This is a genomic window from Pseudoalteromonas luteoviolacea (assembly GCF_021654285.1).
GTDB lineage: Bacteria > Pseudomonadota > Gammaproteobacteria > Enterobacterales > Alteromonadaceae > Pseudoalteromonas > Pseudoalteromonas luteoviolacea_J.
In genome coordinates, this window is record NZ_JAKFZS010000016.1 from 119,298 (window position 1) to 139,791 (window position 20,494).

Consider the following 20,494-nt stretch of genomic DNA (forward strand, 5'->3'; position numbering starts at 1 on the left):
CTAATGTCAGAGGTCTGTTTAGTTTATTTTTGCGGATAATTGTCCTTGTATCTAAACTTAAGATGCGTATGATCTGAAAAATTTTATCTGCAAACCGAGTGCCTTATGATCAATACCAAACTACCTTTACTTGATTTACACCGCCACTTAGACGGTAATGTGCGTGCTGAAACAATTTTAGACCTCGGTCAAAAATTTAACATGCCGCTGCCAGCACACGATGTTGAGGGCCTGAGGCCGCATGTGCAAGTACTCGATAATGCGCCAAACTTGATGGCATTTTTAGCCAAACTAGATTGGGGTGTGAAGGTACTGGGTGATTATGATGCATGTCGTCGTATTGCAGTTGAAAATGTTGAAGATGCTATCGCGCAAAATATGGATTATACAGAACTGCGCTTCAGCCCATATTACATGGCAAAAACACATAACTTGCATCCGCAAGGTGTGGTAGAAGCGGTTGTTGATGGTATAAAGTCAGCCAGTGCCGAGCGTGATATTAAAGTGAATTTAATCGGTATTATGTCACGTACTTTTGGTGTCGAAAAATGCCAGTACGAGCTAGATGCACTGTTGGCATTTAAAAATGACTTAGTTGCGATTGATTTAGCGGGTGACGAAATCGGTTTCCCTGGCGAGCTATTCATTGATCACTTTAAGCAAGTGCGCGATGCGTACCTTGGCGCGACTATTCATGCAGGTGAAGCAAAAGGCGCAAGCAGTATTTGGCAGGCCATTCAAGAGCTCGGTGCCACACGTATCGGACACGGTGTAAAGGCCATTGAAGATCCTAAGCTAATGGACTATTTACGTGATAACCGCATTGGTATTGAGTCTTGCTTAACCAGCAACTTACAAACTAGCACAGTTGCAAGCATTGAAACACACCCACTCAAGCAGTTTTTAGATCATGGTATTTTGGCGACCATCAATACCGATGACCCGGCTGTGCAAGGGGTAGAGCTTGATAATGAGTTTGAAAAAGCAGCGCCGCTAGCTGGCTTGAGCGAGTCGGACATCATAAAAGCACAACACAATGCCATCGAAATTGCATTTTTGAGTGATGCGGATAAGCAAGTGCTTTTGAATAAATACGCTTAATTCATTAAGCTGCTCAGTGCGCTGAGCAGCTTAAATAATTGTCTTTCAATGCCGCGATGACCTGACTGCGTGTCACAATGGCAATCACTTTTTCATCTTCCAGTACTGGGTAAATCTTGGGTTTGTTTTGCTGCATTTGAGTGGCTAAATCTACCACTGTGGTTGCCTTGGTGACCGACAGCGTCTCTTTACTCATTAACTCGGCAACTTGATTGCTCCCATCACAGAAATAACTACTTTGAAGAAGCGGGGCAAGCAACTGCTGCTCAGAGATAAAGCCGACGAGGTGGCCTTCACTGTCTTGCACTGGGGCACCAAATAACCCAAATTGCTGTAATTGCGTAATCGCATCAGTAATGTCAGTGTCGGGTGTGATTTTTGGAAATTGTACCGACATGATGTCAGAGATAAATTGTTTTGCCATGATAGCTCTCCTGTTAAGTGATAGAGCTAGTATGGATGAAGGATAATCATTTTTAAAATTGATTATTTGTATTATATTGATAGGTTTTACAGATTGAACGCGCGGTTTGGCAACCGCGCATAGCGTGCATTATTTGATAAATGCAAATGCATCCGCGAACATAAAGTCGCGCTGTGCACCGTGATTGATAAAGTCATCACGTACAATACCAATCATGTCGAAACGGCCAGCCATATAAACACTGTATGGTTCTAAGGATACGATATCTTTCATCACGGCTTGGTGTACATAGCCAGTATGACCTGTCCAATTGTCAGATGCATTTTCAACAACCGGGATGAATTGGAAATTCGCTTGGCTGTTAGCCCACGCTTCCATTTCTGCTTTTGCATAGAGTGCAGATTCTTCTTTCACACCCCAGTAGAACAACACAGGTTGGTCATAGTTAATTTCAGCTAGGTAGTCAGCCATTGATTTAACGTAAGAAAAACCAGTGCCGCCGGCTAGCAATACTAAAGGTCTTGATTGCTCAGGGCGAACTTGAGAGACACCCAATCCGACTTCTAAATCCACTTCAACATCGTTGCTATGCGCTTCTCTAAGGTGATCAAGCGCTTGCATCGCGTATGAATCGGCACCTGATGCACCAATATGTAGTTCAAGTTCTTGCTTTCTTGACGGGCTGCTGGCAATAGAGAAAGCTCGTTTATCTTTCTCGCCAAGTACGAGTTGTAAATAGTGTCCCGCAGAAAACTCTGCATCATGTTGTGGCTTTAAGAGCACTTTATGAACAAATTCAGTGAGAGGAGAAATGGCCTCTACACGCGCTTTTAGTATTTGCATTTCAAACCTTAATAATTAAGCACTTTGGCGAAAGTATGCGCACTGTAACATATTTGGTCGCAGTTTTGATATATCGTCCGCTGTGATTGTTTCCCCAATTTGTAAACAATCACAGCCAACTTAAGCACATAGCGATGTGCGGTTACGGCTTATCCATAATGCCAAGGCTATCCCAGATCTCGTCTACTTTTTGCTTGACCTCATCATCCATCACGATGGGCACGCCCCATTCACGGTCAGTTTCTCCTGGCCATTTATTGGTTGCATCCATGCCCATTTTTGACCCAAGTCCAGATACTGGCGAGGCAAAATCGAGATAATCGATAGGGGTGCTTTCGATCATGGTGGTGTCTCTGGCTGGATCCATACGTGTGGTGATCGCCCAGATAACATCATTCCAATCGCGTGCATTGACATCATCATCACAGACAATGACAAACTTTGTGTACATAAATTGACGTAAGAAAGACCAGACGCCCATCATCACGCGCTTTGCATGACCTGGATATTGCTTTTTCATTGTCACCACGGCCATGCGATATGAACAGCCTTCTGGTGGCAGATAAAAGTCGACAATTTCAGGAAATTGCTTTTGTAGAATAGGCACGAATACTTCGTTTAATGCCACGCCTAAAATCGCGGGCTCATCAGGTGGACGGCCTGTGTAAGTGCTGTGATAAATTGGGTTTTCACGGTGTGTAATATGCGTGACTGTCATGACTGGGAAGTCATCGACTTCATTATAGTAGCCAGTGTGATCACCGTATGGGCCTTCAGGTGCGGTTTCACCTTGCTCAATGTAGCCTTCTAATACGATTTCTGCGCTGGCAGGAACTTGCAAATCATTTGAAACAGACTTAACCACTTCCGTTTTGCTGCCTCTAAGTAAGCCTGCAAATGCGTATTCGCTGAGCGTATCTGGTACGGGCGTTACCGCACCAAGAATGGTGGCAGGATCTGCACCGAGCGCGACCGACACAGGGTAAGGCTCGCCAGGGTGTTCTTTACACCACTCTTGGAAATCCAGTGCACCACCGCGGTGGGATAGCCAGCGCATGATGATCTTGTTTTTACCCAGTAATTGCTGGCGATAAATACCTAAGTTTTGGCGCTTTTTGTGCGGGCCCTTTGTGACGGTTAAGCCCCAAGTGATAAGAGGAGCCGCATCACCAGGCCAGCAATGTTGGATTGGTAATTTAGTTAAGTCGACTTGATCGCCCGACAGCACAACTTGTTGGCATGGTGCTTTTCTCACTTCTTTCGCAGGCATGTTAAGCACTTGCTTAAAGACAGGGATCTGGCCAATGGCTTCTTTGATGCCTTTTGGCGGCTCAGGCTCTTTTAAAAATGCCAGTAATTTGCCAACTTCACGCAATTCGTTGACATCAGTTTGTCCCATCCCCATGGCAACGCGCTTCGGGGTACCGAAGAGGTTAGCTAACACAGGGATATCAAACCCTTCTGGGTTTTCAAATAAAATAGCGGGTCCGCCAGCTCGTAAAGTACGGTCGGCGATTTCAGTCATCTCTAACTTAGTTGAAATGGGCTGACTAACGCGCACCAGTTCACCTTGCTTTTCTAGCAGCTCGATAAACTCTCTTAAGTCTTTATATTTCATTTTTGCCTTTTACGCAGTGAGTACGCTTGTTGGTAGATGGAGTATATCAATTCCCCACCCACAGCACATACTCAAACAGTTCAATAGTGGCCAAGTAGACACACAATAGTGTAATTATGTGCATACGCTCGCTGTGAGACAGGAATTATTAAATTGGGTACGAATTAAGTAAGTATTTGGTTTAACACTGTTCATATTTTTGTCTATGTTATGCACTCTAGAGTTTCAATGCCTTGGTCTATAGGCTATATTCTGTGAGAGTCGACGGAGTATTGGGTGGAGGCGGCTTGAAGACAATAACAAAAATAGCGCAGCGAATACTCTTTGCGTTTATCGGGCTGAATGCCACACAGACTCTTTCGCAAACATTGCCAGCACAAGTGTTTGATAATCACAGCGCTGTGATGCTGCTCATTGAGCCAGACAGTGGCAAAATTGTGCGTGCCAATCAAGCTGCTGCAGATTTTTACGGCTATAACAAAGCGCAGCTAGAATCCTTATATATTCAAGAAATTAATCAATTCTCACCGCAACAAGTAGAAAAAGAGCGATTATCTGCGCTCAATGAAGGACGCAATTACTTTATTTTTCAACACCGTTTAGCCAATGGTGAAAACCGCACTGTGTCCGTCTACTCCTCTCCATTTATGGATAAAAATGGCGAGGCTTTGCTGTTTTCGGTGATCCAAGATGTCAGCGCAAGGCGCGAGTTGGAGCATGCACTTTGGCATTATCAAAGCAATCTTGAACAGCAAGTGGCACAGCAAACTCGAGAGATCAAATATGCCAGTACCGTACAAGTTTTTTTGCTCAGCAGTGTGATTGGTATTTTTGTTGGCACGACTGTCATTTTGGGATGGGGCTTCTTACGTTTACGCAGAACGAAAAAGCGCTCTGAATTTCACCGAGCTAGATTGAATGCAATTTTTGATGCCATCGGCGACTATCTTATTTTTACGGACGTCAATGATAAGGTGTTATCAGCCAACCGTGCTGCCTATCAAGATTTAGGTGAATTGGATGACAAAGCGATTGCGGACGTATTGTCGAAATGCGTGTGTTTAGAGCAGCTTCAATTTGAGCCAAAAGAGTGCCAAATCACGACCAACTTCGGTGTGTTAGATGTAGAGATCAGTAAAACCGATGTATTAGATCACAACGGTGGCTTATACGGTCATATCTTCTTATTGCAAAATATCACCCAGCGTCTAGCTGATGAAAAAGAGCAGCGTTTGGCCAGTACGGTCTTTTCGACGACCAGTGAAGGCGTATTAGTCTCTGATAAAGATAACTGTATTCAAATGGTTAATCGCGCTTTTACCGATATTACGGGTTTTACCGGGCCTGAAGTCATGGGGAAAACCCCTGCGATTTTTAACTCAGGGCGCCATGACACCGCCTATTTTACCCAGTTGTATGATGCGCTCAGCACACGCGGCCATTGGGAAGGGGAAATTTGGAATAAACGCAAAAATGGTGAGGTATACCCCAGTTGGTTGCAAGTGTCTGCGGTGTTTGATCAGCACGGTGCGATTGACATGTATGTGGCTTTGTTCAATGACATTACGTCTCGCAAGCGCAATGAGCAGCTCATGTGGCAACAGGCGAATTTTGATAATTTAACCGATTTGGCTAACCGTCATCACTATCATGCGAAATTTGATATTGCATTGGCGCATGCGAAACGCAAGCAAACACGAGTTGCTGTGTGCTTTATCGATTTAGACCGCTTCAAGGCTGTCAACGATACGCTAGGGCACCATATCGGGGATTTACTCCTGATTGAAGCTGCTAATCGGATCCGAGAGTGCACACGCAATTCAGACACTGTGGCGCGCTTAGGTGGTGATGAGTTTGCTTTGCTATTACCTGATATGGATTTGATCAGTGATATGGAAAAGCTTGCTGAGAAAATCTTGAGCGCATTAAGTGCACCTTTTCACCTTGAAGGGCATGAAGCCTATGTGTCTGGCAGTATGGGGATCACCTTTTATCCGGATGATGGCGAAGATCGCAAAGTATTATTGCGTAACGCGGACAGCGCCATGTATAAGGCAAAAGAAAGTGGCCGAAATTGCTATCAGTTTTTCACTACAGCAATGCATGAGCACGCCAAGGCGCGCAGTCAACTTGAGGGTGCACTGCATCGCGCGTTGGCCAATCAAGAATTACGTGTTGTCTATCAACCGATTGTTGGAGGGCACAGGTTAGGTTGCGAAGCCTTACTGCGTTGGCACAATGACGCTTTAGGTGAAGTCTCTCCGGCGGATTTTATTCCTATCAGTGAAGAGCTGGGGTTGATCATCGCAATGGGCGAGTGGGTGTTGTATCAGGCGTGTGCCCAAGCGCGCGCATGGTTGACGAAAACACAGCAGCCATTTTTTGTCTCAGTCAATGTATCTAGTGTGCAATTCAAGCGTCAAAATGTGGTTGCCTTGGTGGCAAAAGTGCTCAAAGATACTGGGCTACCGGCTGAAAGCTTGACCCTTGAAATCACAGAAACTGTGCTTGCAGATAATTCAGATGATGTTGAGAAACAACTTGCGCAACTCCGGGCAATGGGGGTTGGACTGGCGATTGATGACTTTGGCACTGGGTATTCCTCACTGGGTTATTTAAAGCGTTTTCCACTGTCTAAACTTAAAATTGACCGTGCTTTCATTAAAGACTTACCCGATGATGAAGAAGATAAAACCCTCATCAGTGCCATTGTTTCAATGGCCAGTAAGTTAAAATTAACTGTGATTGCTGAAGGGGTAGAAACGCAGGCTCAACTTGCTTTGCTGCAAGAGCTTGGCTGTGACTATACACAGGGGTATTTCCATGCCAAGCCCTGTAATATCAGTGAGTTTGAAGTGTTTCTAAATCAGTATTATGACCAAGAAGCTCACTCACAGATTTGATGTAGTGCACACAGGGAGTTTAGCGCGTCTTTGGCTTTAATATTGCCTTGTGCGTGTGCATTCTTGAGTAGTTCAAAGCCCCGTTGCAGATCTTGTTCACCCCCTTCTGCAGCGATCAGCATCGTTGCTAAGTTGTACATACCCCACTGATCTTTGTTTTTTGCGGCAAGCTCGAAGAACTCTCGTGCAGAAACGAAGTCACCGCGTTGATAAAAGCTGACGCCTTGATTGTTGTCTGCAGAAAAGGCCGCGCGCTGATGTTTCGGGAAATGAGGTATCGCACGCTGCTTTACGATACCGCCCATCACATAGATGTCATTTGGACGATAAGCGGCGTATATTGCCCCGCTTTGGTAATAAGGCATAATTTGCGTTCTTGGGATATGCCAAGGGTCTATTTGAAAATAATCATCTAGCATTAAGTTGTCGAGCTGAATTGCACGCTTTGCATCACGCTTTCGTCCATAAGTATATCGACCTTGCTTTAGGGTTAATTTTGTATCACTCACGGCGATAACCTGAGCGATGCGATATTGAGGTTGATACACCCTATCGCTTTGCATCCTGCCGATATTAACCATGATCACATCATCGACCTTGGGTGATTCTAGCCATGAGTATTGTATTTGTTGGGTTCGCTGATGCTGGATAATCCAATGCGCACAGACGCCAATGATAACAAGTGCGATAAGGATGGCTTTGTAGCGACTCAGTAATTCAGTAATGATGTCGTGAGAACGAAAAATTGCGTGTTTAATCATCGCCAGCTCCGTGGTTGATCATGTTTATTATTATTGTAATGCCAAGACAAAGATAACACGCCTTTGTCATGGCATAAAGCGGCTTTACTTACCTGCCATTTTGGTTTCAGCATTGGCTGCCATCAAGGCAAATACCGCATATGCTGCGGTATTTTGCTTCAATTTATCAGGGTCAACCTTATCCAAGGTATCGTCCGCAGTGTGGTGGTAATCGAAGTAGTCTGTGCCGACTTGATGTAGATCGAAAATTGGCGCTGATGTGGTCTGTCTCAGAGGAATAAGGTCCGGTCCGCCTCGAGCTTCATTTTTACGAATATACTTCACGCCCAGTGGTCTTAATTGCTCGGCAATCGCTCTGACGACAGGAAGAGAAGCCGCGTTAACGTTTGACTCAAACGCATAAACGATATCGGCACCAAAGTCAGACTCTGCTGCGGCAACAATATTACTTAGTTGCTTTTCGTAGTGCTTGAAATACGCTTTAGCGCCCCACAAGCCCAGCTCTTCAGCTGCAAACAAGACAACACGAATACTGCGCTCAGGGCGAGTATGATCAGCAATATGCTTAGCAGCTGCCATCGTCAAAGCTACGCCAGCACCATCATCAAGAGCACCGGTTCCAAGATCCCACGAGTCTAGGTGGCTACCCAGTAAAACGTATTGTTGAGGGTATTTAGATCCTGTTATTTCGCCGATAACGTTGTAGCTGGTGCCTTCGCCAAGATCTTCAGTTTGAATATTCAATTCAACTTGAACAGGCTTACCAAGCGCAATAAGACGTGCAAGCTGATCTGCATCTGGATTTGCAACCGCAGTAGCTGGAATTTTTGTGACACCTTTAGTGTAGTGACTACCACCAGTATGGGCAAACCTGTGGTGGCTGGTACTGACTGAGCGCATCATGTAAGCGATTGCGCCTTTTTTAGCTGCTTCTACTGCACCTTTATTACGAGCTTTTACCGCAGGTCCATACCCATTGCCATCGATATCACGGTTCATACGGTAATTAATAAAAGCAATCTTACCTTCTAAACTGCCCGCTGGTGCCGCAATTAATTCGTCAAATGTTTCGAATAAGACGACTTCGCCAGACAGGCCTTTTTTTGGCGTACTGATACTATTGCCGAGTGCAGTGAGGTGCAAAGGCTGTTTGCTTGGCGTCAGAATAAAACCTGATTCGTGGTAACGTCGCCACTCAGGAAATTTGGAAGGTTCCAACCACACTTTATCAAAACCAAGGTTTTGAAACTTTTGCTTCGCCCATGCAACAGCCATCTTGTCATTTTCAGTGCCTGGTAAGCGCGGCCCAACTTCTGTCGTGAGTGATTCCACCAGTTGCCAACTTAGATCGCTATTAAGAGCGTGCTCGCGCACTTTTTCCACCATTTTTAACTCTGCGTTTGTAAATTCTTGCGCGTGAGTGAGATGGCTGGTGCACAATGCCACAAGCGGCAGTATGCTGGATTTAATCAGCGTACGAAATGCATGTTTCATGAATAATCCTTGATAGATAAATTGAGTTTCATTTTGACATTGAACGTATTTAATTTAAACGTTAATAAGATGAATGGCATGAATATGCACTGTAGTATTATTGTTTTTTTATGCTGGATAATACGTCACTTAGATTTGTGAAAGTAGGTAGACGCTTATATATCAAGCCCTGTCGATATTTGTTAAAATTGGCTTACTTTGATTTGTTAGGACATCCATGTGAATTTGCAATTTTCTCAACTACCACTGCGCCAAGAGATACAGGCTTCCTTGTCTAAGGCTGGCTTTAGTAAAATGACGCCTATTCAAGCGCAGGCTTTACCTGAGTTATTAAATAGCAAGGATGTTGTTGCGCAAGCTAAAACCGGTTCTGGTAAAACACTGGCTTTTAGTTTGGCAGTTTTGCAAGCGTTAGATTCAAGTACTCAGCAAATTCAGGGGCTTATTTTGGCGCCTACACGAGAACTTGCATCGCAAGTTGCTGATGAAGTGAGAAAGTTGGCGAAGTCACTCGCGAATGTCAAGGTGCTGACGATTTGTGGGGGTGAGCCGATTGGGCCACAGATCAGCTCATTAGAGCATGGCGCACACATTGTTGTTGGTACGCCAGGGCGTATTGAGGAGCATTTGTTTAAAGGCACGTTAGATTTGACTGGTGTCAGTCATTTTGTGTTGGATGAAGCCGATCAAATGCTGGAAATGGGTTTCATTGATGCGATTGAAAACATCGCCGTCTACTTGTCTCCTACTCGTCAGACGATGATGTTTAGTGCGACGTACCCTAAAGACATAGAGAAGCTTGCAACGCAGTTTATGCAATCGCCAGTGGTCGTTAAAGGTGAAACAGAAGCACTGAATAAGCAAATTAAGCAGCAGTTTTTTCACCTGAAAAACAATAAGCTGCGCTTTAATACGTTAAAACTATTGTTGTTACAGCATAAGCCACAAAGTTGTATTGTGTTTTGTAACACTAAGGTTGAAACGAAAAAGCTGTACACTGAATTGCAGCAAACAGGCTTACAAGTGGCCGTTTTGCATGGTGACTTGGCACAAATTGAACGCCAGCGAATGTTACTGCGCTTTGCCAACAAAAGTGCCTCAATTCTTGTGGCTACAGATGTGGCGGCACGCGGACTGGATATTGATGATATCGATATGGTGATTAACTATCATATGGCGCTTGAGCCGCAAACTCATGTCCACCGTGTTGGCCGAACTGGCCGAGGTGGTAAAAAAGGCTTTGCTTGCTCGCTTTATGGCGAAAATGAAACGTTTAAAGTTAAACAATTAAGCGATTTGTACGAGCGAGAGTTTAACCCGTCTCCAACACCTCCGCTCAGTTTGTTAGATAAGCCGGTATACAAGCCAAGTATGGTTACTGTGGTACTGGATGTTGGCAAAAAGCAGAAAGTGAGAGCAGGTGACATTGTAGGTTGCCTCACAGGTGAAAATGGCATCAGTGGTGCGCAGATTGGAAATATTACTGTGCAAGACAATCAAGCCTATGTGGCCATTTATCGTGATGCAGTAAAACCTGCTATTCGAAAATTACAGGCGGATAAAATTAAGGGTAAACGTGTTAAAGCCAAGCGCCTTGTGTAAATAGAGGCAGCTTATAGGCAGCCTTTAAGCTGTTCATATTCTCTTTTTATTTGTTGAAAAGCACATGTAGAGCCACCTTTATCTGGGTGGTTTTCTATGGCAAGTTGCCGCCAACGCTTTTGCAACTCTGTTGCACAAAAATGTTCTGACAGCTGCCATTTTTTTAGTAAATGTGAGCGTTCAGAGGTGCACATCGGCACATGAGAGACATACCTTTTCCAGAACCCGTTTAATAGGGCTTCGACCTCTTCTCTGCTGGTATCATAATTATTCCAGTCGAGGTAATAATCCTTTAGTGGTTCAACTTTTTGGAGTGCTTGCTCATTGCACGTGGTGTGAGCTGAAACTCTCTGCTGTAAGTAGATATCGAGATTGGAGATGTGGACGTCGTAACCATTTAACTGCAACTCATTTTGTAATTGGTATAACGCATTCATGATAAGAAAGTTCTTTTTAAATAATTCTTTATGAGGATCTGAATCTAATTTTGGTAAGGCGTTGTTTTTACTAATTCGGCTCGCTAATTCATGCACCTTTAGATGCTCGCCAGTCGAGATAATTTCAAAAATAATATCAAGTAATGGGTTGGTCATTGTCCGGTCTGTAAACATAGTGTATCTTCATTGCCTAAGGTATTGTTGATGAAAAATTACGCTATTGCAAATTAGGATTAGCACGGATGGCATTTAGAAATACATGCTGTATGTTGATGGTGATATTGGGACTCAGTTTTCAGGCCATGGCATCACAGGTGTCTAATGAAATTCAGACACTGGAACAGCAAATAGGAAATATTGCTCACCTAGATAATTGGCAAGAACAAAAGATGGCTGCCGAGCAGCTATTAAACCACCCTCAATTGCAATTAAAGCAACGTTTTGCTTTATTGCAAAATATGGGGAATATGGCTTTTTCTTTGGGTCGTTATAACGATGGCATTGGTTACTTTAAAACACTCGAGTTGGCGGTAGATGAGCAGGGAGAGCCACAACGGTTGTTTAAGGCGATAAAAATGCAAGGGGTTGGCTGGTATCATGCCGGTGGCTTTTCTGCGGCTAAAATTGAGTATGAACGGGCCTTAATACTTGCAAGAAATCACTCACCTGCCATAGAGGTGGCACACATTCAAAATAACCTCGGGTTAGCTTACTTAAAACTTCATGATTTATTAAATGCCCTTTCTGCATTTACTGAGGCGCATGCCTTGTATCAGTCATATGGCAACAACCAAGATGAGGCTGACATCATTCTGAATATTGCAGGTGTGTATATACGCTTGCTCCGCTATGAAAAAGCAGAATCATTGTTACTTAAGGCTATTAATCTGTTTGATAAATTGTCAGATGGACGCGGTCTGGCATTAGCCCAAGCAAATTTAGGGGTCATTTATACACAGACGGATAGGCTCGAGGAAGCGCGCACATTTTTACAGCGTGCAGCTGATTATTATGAAGCGGCCAATGACGTCACATTTTTATCCTACGAGTATACGAACTTAGCGAGAGTGAGTATTGTGTTAGGTGAGTTTGAGCGTGCCGAAGTGGAGGCTAATTTTGCGATTTATTATGCTGAAAAGTCGGAAAATTTAGAAAATATGGCGCAAGCTTTGCACATCAGAGCCCAGTTAGATTTTGTTCAAGGTAAAATTGTGCCAGCCATTGAGGCCGCTCAGCAGAGCGTGGAAATTAGCTTGAAGTTAGGTGGTTCACTCCTTGCCAATCAATCCATGTCGATTCTTGCTCTGGCAAAAGCTGCTCAAGGAGATACGGCGCAAGCACTGTCGATTATGATTGAATATAATCGAGTACGCTCAAAGCAACTCAACCAAGCTTTGTTCAAAGAGTCGGAAAAATATCAAAAGCAGTTTGAAGAAGGGGAATTAAGCCAAGAGCTTGCGAAACTAAAGCAAGCGCAGCAGCTACAAGAGTTGAAAAGTCATCAGCAACAGCAGTTGATATGGATGGGTTGCTTGGTGATTATTTTTGCACTATTGGCATCCGTGGCATGGTATCGACGTAGCCTAGAGCATAAGGCAAAGTTAGATTTGCGTCATGAAGTTGCACAACGTACAGCTGAGTTGCAAAAAACGGCGGACCAGCTGCGCAATGCGAATCAAATTAAAAGCCAGTTTTTGGCAAATATCAGCCATGAAATAAGAACGCCACTGACAGCTATTCTTGGTTACAGTGAGAATATGCTTAGAGAAAATCAGCATAATGCCGACCTTCAGGAATCTCTTGAGGTGCTGCATCGTCAAGGGGTGCACTTAAAAGAGTTGATCAGCGACGTGCTAGATTTGAGTAAAATAGAGGCTGAGCAGCTTGAACTAGAAATGACCGAGTTTAATGTGGAAGCACTGCTCACTGACATTACCGATATGTTTCATCACCCTTGTATGGAAAAGTCACTTGAATTAATAGTAGATCATCGACTTGAGACACCGTATTGGGTTTGCCTAGATTACGTAAGGGTTAAGCAGGTACTGATAAACTTGCTTAGTAATGCCATTAAGTTTACTAAAAAAGGGCATGTTGAACTAATCGCTGAGCCCTCTGAAGGGGGCTTGTTATTTACAGTGAGTGATACAGGGATTGGCATGCCTGCACCTCAGTTGGAAAAAATATTCGATTATTTTCAGCAGGGCGATAACAGTATTACACGACGGTTTGGCGGCTCGGGGCTTGGTCTGAGCCTATCTCAGCAGTTAGCTACTATGATGGGAGGGACCATCAGAGCCAGCAGTAAACTACATATTGGAAGTCGTTTTTCATTTTGGCTTCCTTGTCAGCAACTTAACGCCTCACATTATCAACAGAGGATTGAACCACCTGCGGTATTTGCCACTGGTGCCATGTTTAGCGGCGAAGTCTTAATTGCGGAAGATCATGATGATAACCGAGTACTATTTGAACGTATTTTAGCTAAGCTAGGTGTTAAGGTTGAATCGGCCTGCAATGGTCGGGAAGCGGTCGAAAAATGTCTCAGTAGCTTTCCGGATTTGGTTTTGATGGATATACAAATGCCAGAAATGGATGGATTAGAGGCGCTTAAGTTATTGCGTCAAGCTGGTTATGAAGGTCCTATTTATGCGCTAACCGCCAATGTGATGGAACATGAAATCAGTTATTATTTAGAGTATGGGTTTGCTGGTCATCTAAGTAAGCCTATCGAGCATAACAAATTAGTGTCTGTCCTACACAGTGAGCTAGATGAAGCTCTTGAGTCATCATCTCATGATGATATAAGTATCGATATGACTGATTTAAGGCAAAGCTTTGCATCGACTTTGGAGCAAGAGCGCTATAAGCTGATCGACCTGTGGCAAGACAATGATTATGAAGGATTACAGTATCACTGCCATAAAATTGCAGGGGCTGCATCGGTATTTGGTTTTACTGCAATAGCGGACATCGCAAAGCAATTTGAACAAGTTCTCAAAGACAAAAAAAATGCACAATACCAGGATTTGTTTTTGATTTTGTGCGATGAACTCAAAGTGCAGGCGTATTCAGAACAGTTCGATGTCACTGGAGTCTAGATCATCAGATTGTGAGCTAGGCTTTTTCTCTATTTCAGGTGCAGTTTGGTGTGTTCTGCTTTTATCTACTCGTGGATCTAAGTCAGGCTCAGGTGTTTCCGTTTTAAAAATACTGAGTTTGTCGTGAATACTCGAAGAGAGATTTAATAAATCAGCGCTTGAAACCGCTTGTATTTTAGAGCTAGATAAAGCGTCTGAATTGAGCTCGACCATGGACTCAATGCTTGACTGTGCCTCGTCAGAGACGACTTTTTGTTGGGATACCTGAGAGTGAATGCTGTGCGACATGTCGTTGATCGCTACCATAGCATGTTCTATTTGATCGACTTCTTTGGTTGACTCTTCAGATAACTGAACGGTTTTATCCGTTTCTTCTAGTGCTAATAACATCAACGAATGTGCGCTATCCGTGCCAGCTTGTATTTTGCTGACCATTGCGCGGACTTCTTGTGTTGACTGACTGGTTCGTGCTGCTAAGTTGCGCACTTCATCAGCGACAACAGCAAAGCCTCTTCCTTGTTCTCCTGCTCGAGCGGCTTCAATCGCTGCATTCAATGCCAACAAATTTGTTTGCTCAGCAATGGCATTGATAACGTCGATAACGCTACTAATTGCGTCGCTATCAGTCTTTAACGTTTCAATCTGCGTGCTGGTTTGACGAATATTATTTGCTAGGCTGAGTAAGCTCTGTTGGCTATTATCTGTATCGATACGTGTTTTTTTCACAGCTTCAGTTGCGCTTGCTACTGAGTTATAAATCTTCTCTAAATTTTCATCAAGTTCTCTTGATACGACTAACATGCGATTGATTGAGTCTGCTAAGTCCTCGCCATGGGCATGTTGTATGGTGGCTTTTTGCGTCATTGACGCGTAGGTATCTCTCAAATCGTCTGCCATAGGGGCCAGCCGAGCAGAGCAAGCGTACACTTCGCAGATCAGATGCTCAATGGTAGCAAGACCCGCATTAAGGGCGAGGCAAGTTTGCGGTAATTGCTTGTCTTTATCATCAAAACGGTAGGTTAAGTCTATTTGCGTATCACTGAGTAAAGCTTTGACTAAATTATCTAAATAACTGCCTTTGTTAGTATGTTTTGAAATCGTGAAATAGATGAGGAAGGAGCTAATTAGCATTAAGCAACAAACAATAAGTGTTGTAGTAACAGAAATATCAAAATAAATGGCGCATAGTACCGTAATAATAATGTTGGCGGATGTAGTACTGATAACACCGACGTTTAAACGCATCTACTTGAAACTCCTTTCTATGAGCTTAAAAACGAAAGCTTTTTCCAAATTAGACTAATAGGTATAGTCTAGTTCAAAAAGAAATCCAAGTTGGCAAGAGACGAAAAAAAACCTGCCGTAGCAGGTTCTTTTTATTATTTTCGCTTCATGGAGTCGAAGAATTCATCATTCGTTTTGCTCATCGACAGCTTGTCAATAAGGAATTCCATAGCGTCAATTTCACTCATTTCATGTACGATCTTACGTAAGATCCACATCTTTTGTAATTCGTCTGGCTTCGTTAATAGTTCTTCGCGACGAGTACCTGAACGGTTGAAGTCTATAGCAGGGAATACACGCTTTTCAGCAATCTTACGATTTAAGTGTAGTTCCATGTTACCAGTACCTTTAAACTCTTCGTAGATGACTTCATCCATTTTTGAGCCGGTATCGATAAGTGCCGTTGCGATGATGGTCAAACTACCGCCTTCTTCAACGTTACGTGCTGCACCAAAGAAACGTTTTGGCTTGTGTAGTGCATTTGCATCCACACCACCTGTTAAAACTTTACCAGATGAAGGGATAACGGTGTTATATGCACGAGCTAAACGGGTAATTGAGTCAAGCAAGATAACTACGTCTTTCTTGTGTTCTACAAGACGTTTTGCTTTCTCAATAACCATTTCTGCTACTTGTACGTGGCGGCTTGCTGGCTCATCAAATGTTGAAGCAACAACTTCACCTTGTACTAAGCGCTGCATCTCAGTTACTTCTTCTGGTCGCTCATCAATAAGCAGTACCATTAAGGTCGCATCTGGGTTGTTGTATGAGATAGATTGGGCAATGTTTTGCAGTAACATTGTTTTACCAGCTTTTGGCGGTGCTACGATAAGTGCTCGTTGACCTTTACCGATTGGTGAAGCTAGATCTAAAACACGCGCAGTAATATCTTCGGTACTGCCGTTACCACGTTGCATAACTAAACGCTCATTCGCATGGATAGGCGTTAAGTTTTCAAATAAGATTTTTGTTCTTGAGTTCTCTGGCTTGTCAAAGTTTACTTCGTTTACTTTTAATAGTGCAAAGTAACGCTCGCCATCTTTAGGTGGACGGATCAGACCGCTAATTGAATCACCAGTACGCAAACTGAAGCGTCTGATTTGACTCGGCGATACATAGATGTCATCTGGTCCAGCTAAATATGATGCTTCGGAAGAGCGTAAAAAGCCAAAGCCGTCTTGGAGAATTTCTAAAACACCGCCGCCGTAAATGTTTTCGCCGCTTTTCGCATGCGCTTTCAAAATAGCAAAGATAATATCTTGTTTTCTTAGACGGGCTACGTTTTCGAGTCCCATTGACTCGGCAAGTTTTACAAGCTCATTTATTGACTTGTCTTTAAGTTCGCGTAAATGCATATTGGTGGGTTCTTTAATTAACGTTGTCTTCTCGTCGCACGAGGGATTGAGTTGATATTCGATAAAAGGTTAGTGGCTCTATAAGTTAGCAGCTAGCTAGCGAGTCGTCCAGTCTTTATACAAAAAATAAATCCATTTTATTTGATGATTGCCGCCAGAAAGCAAAAACCCAAATACTGCGTATTTGGGTTTTGTATGTATTAAACGTTATCGTTTAAGAACTCAACAAGTTGAGTTTTAGATAATGCGCCTACTTTAGTTGCAGCAACCGCACCATCTTTGAAAAGAAGTAGTGTAGGAATACCACGAATACCAAATTTGCCAGGCGTACCTGAATTTTGGTCGATATTTAGTTTGCCGATGCTTACTTTACCAGCAAACTCTTCTGCTACTTCGTCAAGAATTGGTGCAATCATCTTACAAGGACCACACCACTCAGCCCAAAAGTCCACAAGAACTGGGCCGCTTGCATTTAGTACGTCAGCTTCAAAGCTATCGTCAGTTAGTTGAATTATTTTGTCGCTCATTACGTTCTCCGATAGAAATTTGGCGAATTATTTAGTGCGTATTTAAACACTCTTGTTTCTTATTGCAAGTTTAAACGTTATGCTTTATTGCTATGACTAAGACACATTTGACCAACACGAAATTTTCAGACTTTGCTTTAGCACCGGAAGTGGTCGCCGGTTTAACAGCGAATGGCTTCGATCATTGTACGCCAATTCAAGCAAAGTGTATGCCTTACGTATGTGAAGGCAGGGACATTGCGGGTCAAGCGCAAACAGGAACAGGTAAAACATTGGCGTTCCTAACCGCGACTTGTCATCGTTTAATGCAAACGCAACCAGAGCAGCAAACTTCGGGACAACCGCGTGCCATTATCATGGCACCAACACGAGAGCTTGCAATACAAATTCACAAAGATGCTCAAATTATCGCACCGCACTGTAAATTAAATCTAGGATTAGTATATGGTGGCGAAGAATACGAAAAACAACGGGCACAATTAGAAAAAGGTGTCGATATTTTAATTGGCACTACAGGCAGGCTCATTGATTTTTATAAACAAGGAGCATTTAACCTAAATAGCATCGAAGTTGTGGTACTTGATGAAGCTGATCGTATGTTTGATTTAGGCTTTATTAAAGATATTAGATATTTATTTAATCGTATGCCAGGTACACAAGATCGTATGAACTTATTGTTTTCTGCGACTTTATCTTATCGTGTACAAGAACTCGCTTTTGAGCATATGCACAATCCTATCCATGTTCAAATTGAACCAGATGTTAAAACTGGCAAGCGCATTCAAGAAGAGCTGTTCCAACCTTCACAAGAGGACAAATTGCCTTTACTTCTTACTCTAATTGAGGAAGATTGGCCAGAGAAGGCAATCGTTTTTGCTAATACCAAGCATAGTTGTGAAAACGTTTATGAGTGGTTAAAAGCGGATGGTCATCGTGTTGGTTTACTAACAGGTGATGTAAATCAAAAGAAGCGCCTATCTATTTTGACAAAGTTTACCAAAGGTGAGTTGGATCTATTGGTTGCTACTGATGTTGCTGCTCGTGGTTTACATATTCCAGAAGTAAGTCATGTTTTTAATTTTGACCTACCAGATGATAGAGAAGATTATGTCCACCGTATTGGGCGTACTGGTCGAGCTGGTGCTTCAGGGCATGCAATTAGTTTTGCCTGTGAGCAATATGCATACAATTTGCACGAGATTGAAGAATACATTGACCATGCAATTCCAATTTCTCAATATGATAAGTCTGCATTACTTGATGACATAAAAGCACCGGTAAAACAGCATCGCAGAAACTACCAGTCAGGCCCTAGAAAACGTGGTAACACTCGCCGACAAGGTAATTACCAAAAATCAGCGCCTAAACACGGTTAGAAGTAGTAAAGGTTAGTAGAGGTTACAAGCGTGGGATATAACTCACCACTTAACAATGTATATGCTGTAATTGATTTGGGCTCTAATAGTTTCCATATGCTTATTGCGAAGCATATGGCAGGTGGAGTCCATACAATTGGCAGAGTAAAACGCAAAGTGAGATTGGCCGCAGGGCTTAATGAACAAAATGTTTTATCACAAGAAGCGATGGAGCGCGGGTGGGAATGTCTGTCTTTATTTGCAGAACGACTACAGGATATTCCAGCGCAAAATATTAAAGTTGTTGCGACGGCCACATTACGTTTAGCGACGAATGCGCAAGAGTTTAAACAGCGAGCTGAAAGTATACTGAACCATAAAATTGAGATAATAAGTGGTGAATTAGAAGCTTGTACTATCTACAAAGGCGTTGCTCATACATCTGCTTGCCATGGTAAACAACTTGTAGTTGATATAGGTGGTGCGAGCACTGAGGTTGTGATTGGTAGAGGCTTTGATGCAGAAATCTATCAAAGCCTCAATATGGGCTGTGTTACTTATCTCGAGAAATACTTTAAAGACGATAGACTGAGTGAAGAGAATTTTGCAAATTCAATTGCAGCAGCAAAGCAGATTATCGGTCCTCATGTTGAAGCTTTTCAACAAGTAGGGTGGGAGCTCGCAATTGGTGCTTCTGGCACAGTGCAGGCTATCCAAGAGATATTCTCGGCGCTCGGCTTAGACGAATATCTATCGCTTGATAAGTTGTACCATATAAAAAGTCTTGCGATAGTCTGTCAGACGATCCCTCAGTTAGACTTACCAGGTTTGAGTGAAGAAAGGCGACTTGTGTTTGTGTCTGGGTTGGCCATTCTAATTGCATTGTTTGAGTCACTTGAAATTGAATGCATGGGTCTGGCAGGTGGTGCACTTAGAGAAGGTGTCCTGTATAGCATGATAGAAGACTTAAGTGTTGCTGATATAAGAAAGCGCACGCTAAATTGCTTTATTGCACGTTATCATGTGGATAATTTGCAGGCGCAGCGTGTTTTTGAAATCAGCAATGGTTTTTTAAATCAGCTCAAAGGCTACTGGTCTGTTGATATGTGCTTTGCTTGTGATGCATTAAAAGCTGCATCTGTGATGCATGAAATCGGTTTGTTAATAGATTTCAAAGAGTATCATCTTCATAGTGCTTATATATTGAATAACAGTGTGATGCCTGGCTATACACGCGCACAGAAACAGTTGGTGGCTGCATTAGTTAGCTGTCATCGTTTAGATATAGATACAAATTCATTTTCACAGTTGGGTGTGAATCAACATTTAGCTGAAATATTGATACGACTATTACGTATTGGCGTAATTTTATCGATGCGTCGACAGGATGATGTTTTACCAGAACTATTCTTGACGGCATCAGAACCAGAGACATTAACTCTGACAATGCCAAAAAGCTGGTTAGATGCACATCCACTAATGCGTACTGAGTTAGAGCAAGAAGCGCTTTACCAAGAAAAGTGTGGCTGGCTTTTAAAAGTAGAAAGTGAATAGCTGTTTTTGATGTAAAAACCATCAAAGATGAGTTGTTTTGGTTGAATTTTGTTCGGTTGGGCGTTTTTTTGTTTTTTTATCTAAAAAACGCTTGATCAAAACGCTGAGCGCCCTATAATGCGCACCCACAGAGCG

At 43.0% G+C, this 20,494-nt stretch carries 15 protein-coding genes; 6 read left to right on the plus strand and 9 right to left on the minus strand.

Annotated elements, in window-relative coordinates; genetic code table 11:
- The first annotated feature begins 105 nt into the window (after positions 1-105).
- Positions 106-1,101 carry an adenosine deaminase gene (gene add, locus L1077_RS16200; RefSeq protein ID WP_237137965.1) on the plus strand — a complete coding sequence of 332 codons (996 nt, stop codon included), beginning with the start codon at positions 106-108 and terminating at the stop codon, positions 1,099-1,101.
- 13 nt (positions 1,102-1,114) lie between these two features.
- Here add and L1077_RS16205 read toward each other — a convergent pair whose 3' ends face one another.
- The 3 genes from L1077_RS16205 to ubiD all read right to left on the minus strand — a co-directional run bounded on the left by L1077_RS16205 (position 1,115) and on the right by ubiD (position 3,986).
- Positions 1,115-1,525 (minus strand): CBS domain-containing protein, encoded by a 411-nt coding sequence (locus tag L1077_RS16205; RefSeq protein ID WP_237137967.1) that lies wholly within the window; start codon positions 1,523-1,525, stop codon positions 1,115-1,117.
- A 129-nt stretch (positions 1,526-1,654) separates the two neighbouring features.
- Positions 1,655-2,368, minus strand: a complete 714-nt coding sequence (fre, locus tag L1077_RS16210; RefSeq protein WP_063360900.1) for an NAD(P)H-flavin reductase — start codon at positions 2,366-2,368, stop codon at positions 1,655-1,657.
- Between the two features lie 142 nt (positions 2,369-2,510).
- Positions 2,511-3,986, minus strand: coding sequence for a 4-hydroxy-3-polyprenylbenzoate decarboxylase (ubiD, locus tag L1077_RS16215; RefSeq protein ID WP_063360901.1), 1,476 nt, complete (start codon positions 3,984-3,986; stop codon positions 2,511-2,513).
- Positions 3,987-4,273: 287 nt separating this feature from the next.
- Here ubiD and L1077_RS16220 point away from each other — a divergent pair, with 287 nt between their 5' ends.
- A complete protein-coding gene (locus L1077_RS16220) occupies positions 4,274-6,889 on the plus strand; it encodes a GGDEF and EAL domain-containing protein (RefSeq protein ID WP_237137969.1) in 2,616 nt (871 codons plus the stop codon).
- Here the strand turns inward: L1077_RS16220 and L1077_RS16225 are convergent.
- A complete protein-coding gene (locus tag L1077_RS16225; RefSeq protein WP_237137972.1) occupies positions 6,874-7,650 on the minus strand; it encodes a hypothetical protein in 777 nt (258 codons plus the stop codon). The genes L1077_RS16220 and L1077_RS16225 overlap by 16 nt on opposite strands.
- Before the next feature lie 84 nt (positions 7,651-7,734).
- Complete coding sequence (locus L1077_RS16230; RefSeq protein ID WP_237137973.1) at positions 7,735-9,144, minus strand: M20/M25/M40 family metallo-hydrolase; 1,410 nt, start codon at positions 9,142-9,144, stop codon at positions 7,735-7,737.
- A 219-nt stretch (positions 9,145-9,363) separates the two neighbouring features.
- On the opposite strand from L1077_RS16230, the gene dbpA reads away from it, so the two are divergent.
- The gene (dbpA, locus tag L1077_RS16235; RefSeq protein ID WP_237137975.1) at positions 9,364-10,746 is read left to right on the plus strand and encodes an ATP-dependent RNA helicase DbpA; all 1,383 of its coding nucleotides are present in this window, start codon (positions 9,364-9,366) and stop codon (positions 10,744-10,746) included.
- An 11-nt stretch (positions 10,747-10,757) separates the two neighbouring features.
- Here dbpA and L1077_RS16240 read toward each other — a convergent pair whose 3' ends face one another.
- The gene (locus tag L1077_RS16240; protein ID WP_237137977.1) at positions 10,758-11,357 is read right to left on the minus strand and encodes a DNA-J related domain-containing protein; all 600 of its coding nucleotides are present in this window, start codon (positions 11,355-11,357) and stop codon (positions 10,758-10,760) included.
- Between the two features lie 68 nt (positions 11,358-11,425).
- Here L1077_RS16240 and L1077_RS16245 point away from each other — a divergent pair, with 68 nt between their 5' ends.
- Positions 11,426-14,284: an ATP-binding protein gene (locus L1077_RS16245; RefSeq protein WP_237137979.1), complete on the plus strand. Its 2,859-nt coding sequence runs from the start codon at positions 11,426-11,428 to the stop codon at positions 14,282-14,284.
- Here the strand turns inward: L1077_RS16245 and L1077_RS16250 are convergent.
- The 3 genes from L1077_RS16250 to trxA all read right to left on the minus strand — a co-directional run bounded on the left by L1077_RS16250 (position 14,255) and on the right by trxA (position 17,450).
- Positions 14,255-15,529, minus strand: a complete 1,275-nt coding sequence (locus L1077_RS16250) for a methyl-accepting chemotaxis protein (protein ID WP_237137982.1) — start codon at positions 15,527-15,529, stop codon at positions 14,255-14,257. The two genes, L1077_RS16245 and L1077_RS16250, sit on opposite strands and share 30 nt — an antisense overlap.
- 134 nt (positions 15,530-15,663) lie before the next feature.
- Positions 15,664-16,923, minus strand: a complete 1,260-nt coding sequence (gene rho, locus L1077_RS16255; protein WP_023399073.1) for a transcription termination factor Rho — start codon at positions 16,921-16,923, stop codon at positions 15,664-15,666.
- A gap of 200 nt (positions 16,924-17,123) precedes the next feature.
- The gene (gene trxA / locus L1077_RS16260) at positions 17,124-17,450 is read right to left on the minus strand and encodes a thioredoxin TrxA (RefSeq protein ID WP_039611268.1); all 327 of its coding nucleotides are present in this window, start codon (positions 17,448-17,450) and stop codon (positions 17,124-17,126) included.
- 92 nt (positions 17,451-17,542) lie between these two features.
- Between trxA and rhlB the strand changes: the two genes are divergently transcribed.
- Entirely contained in the window at positions 17,543-18,826 is a 1,284-nt protein-coding gene (rhlB, locus tag L1077_RS16265; protein WP_237137984.1) for an ATP-dependent RNA helicase RhlB, read from the plus strand.
- Between the two features lie 30 nt (positions 18,827-18,856).
- Entirely contained in the window at positions 18,857-20,359 is a 1,503-nt protein-coding gene (gene gppA, locus L1077_RS16270) for a guanosine-5'-triphosphate,3'-diphosphate diphosphatase (RefSeq protein WP_343222214.1), read from the plus strand.
- Positions 20,360-20,494: the final 135 nt, after the last annotated feature.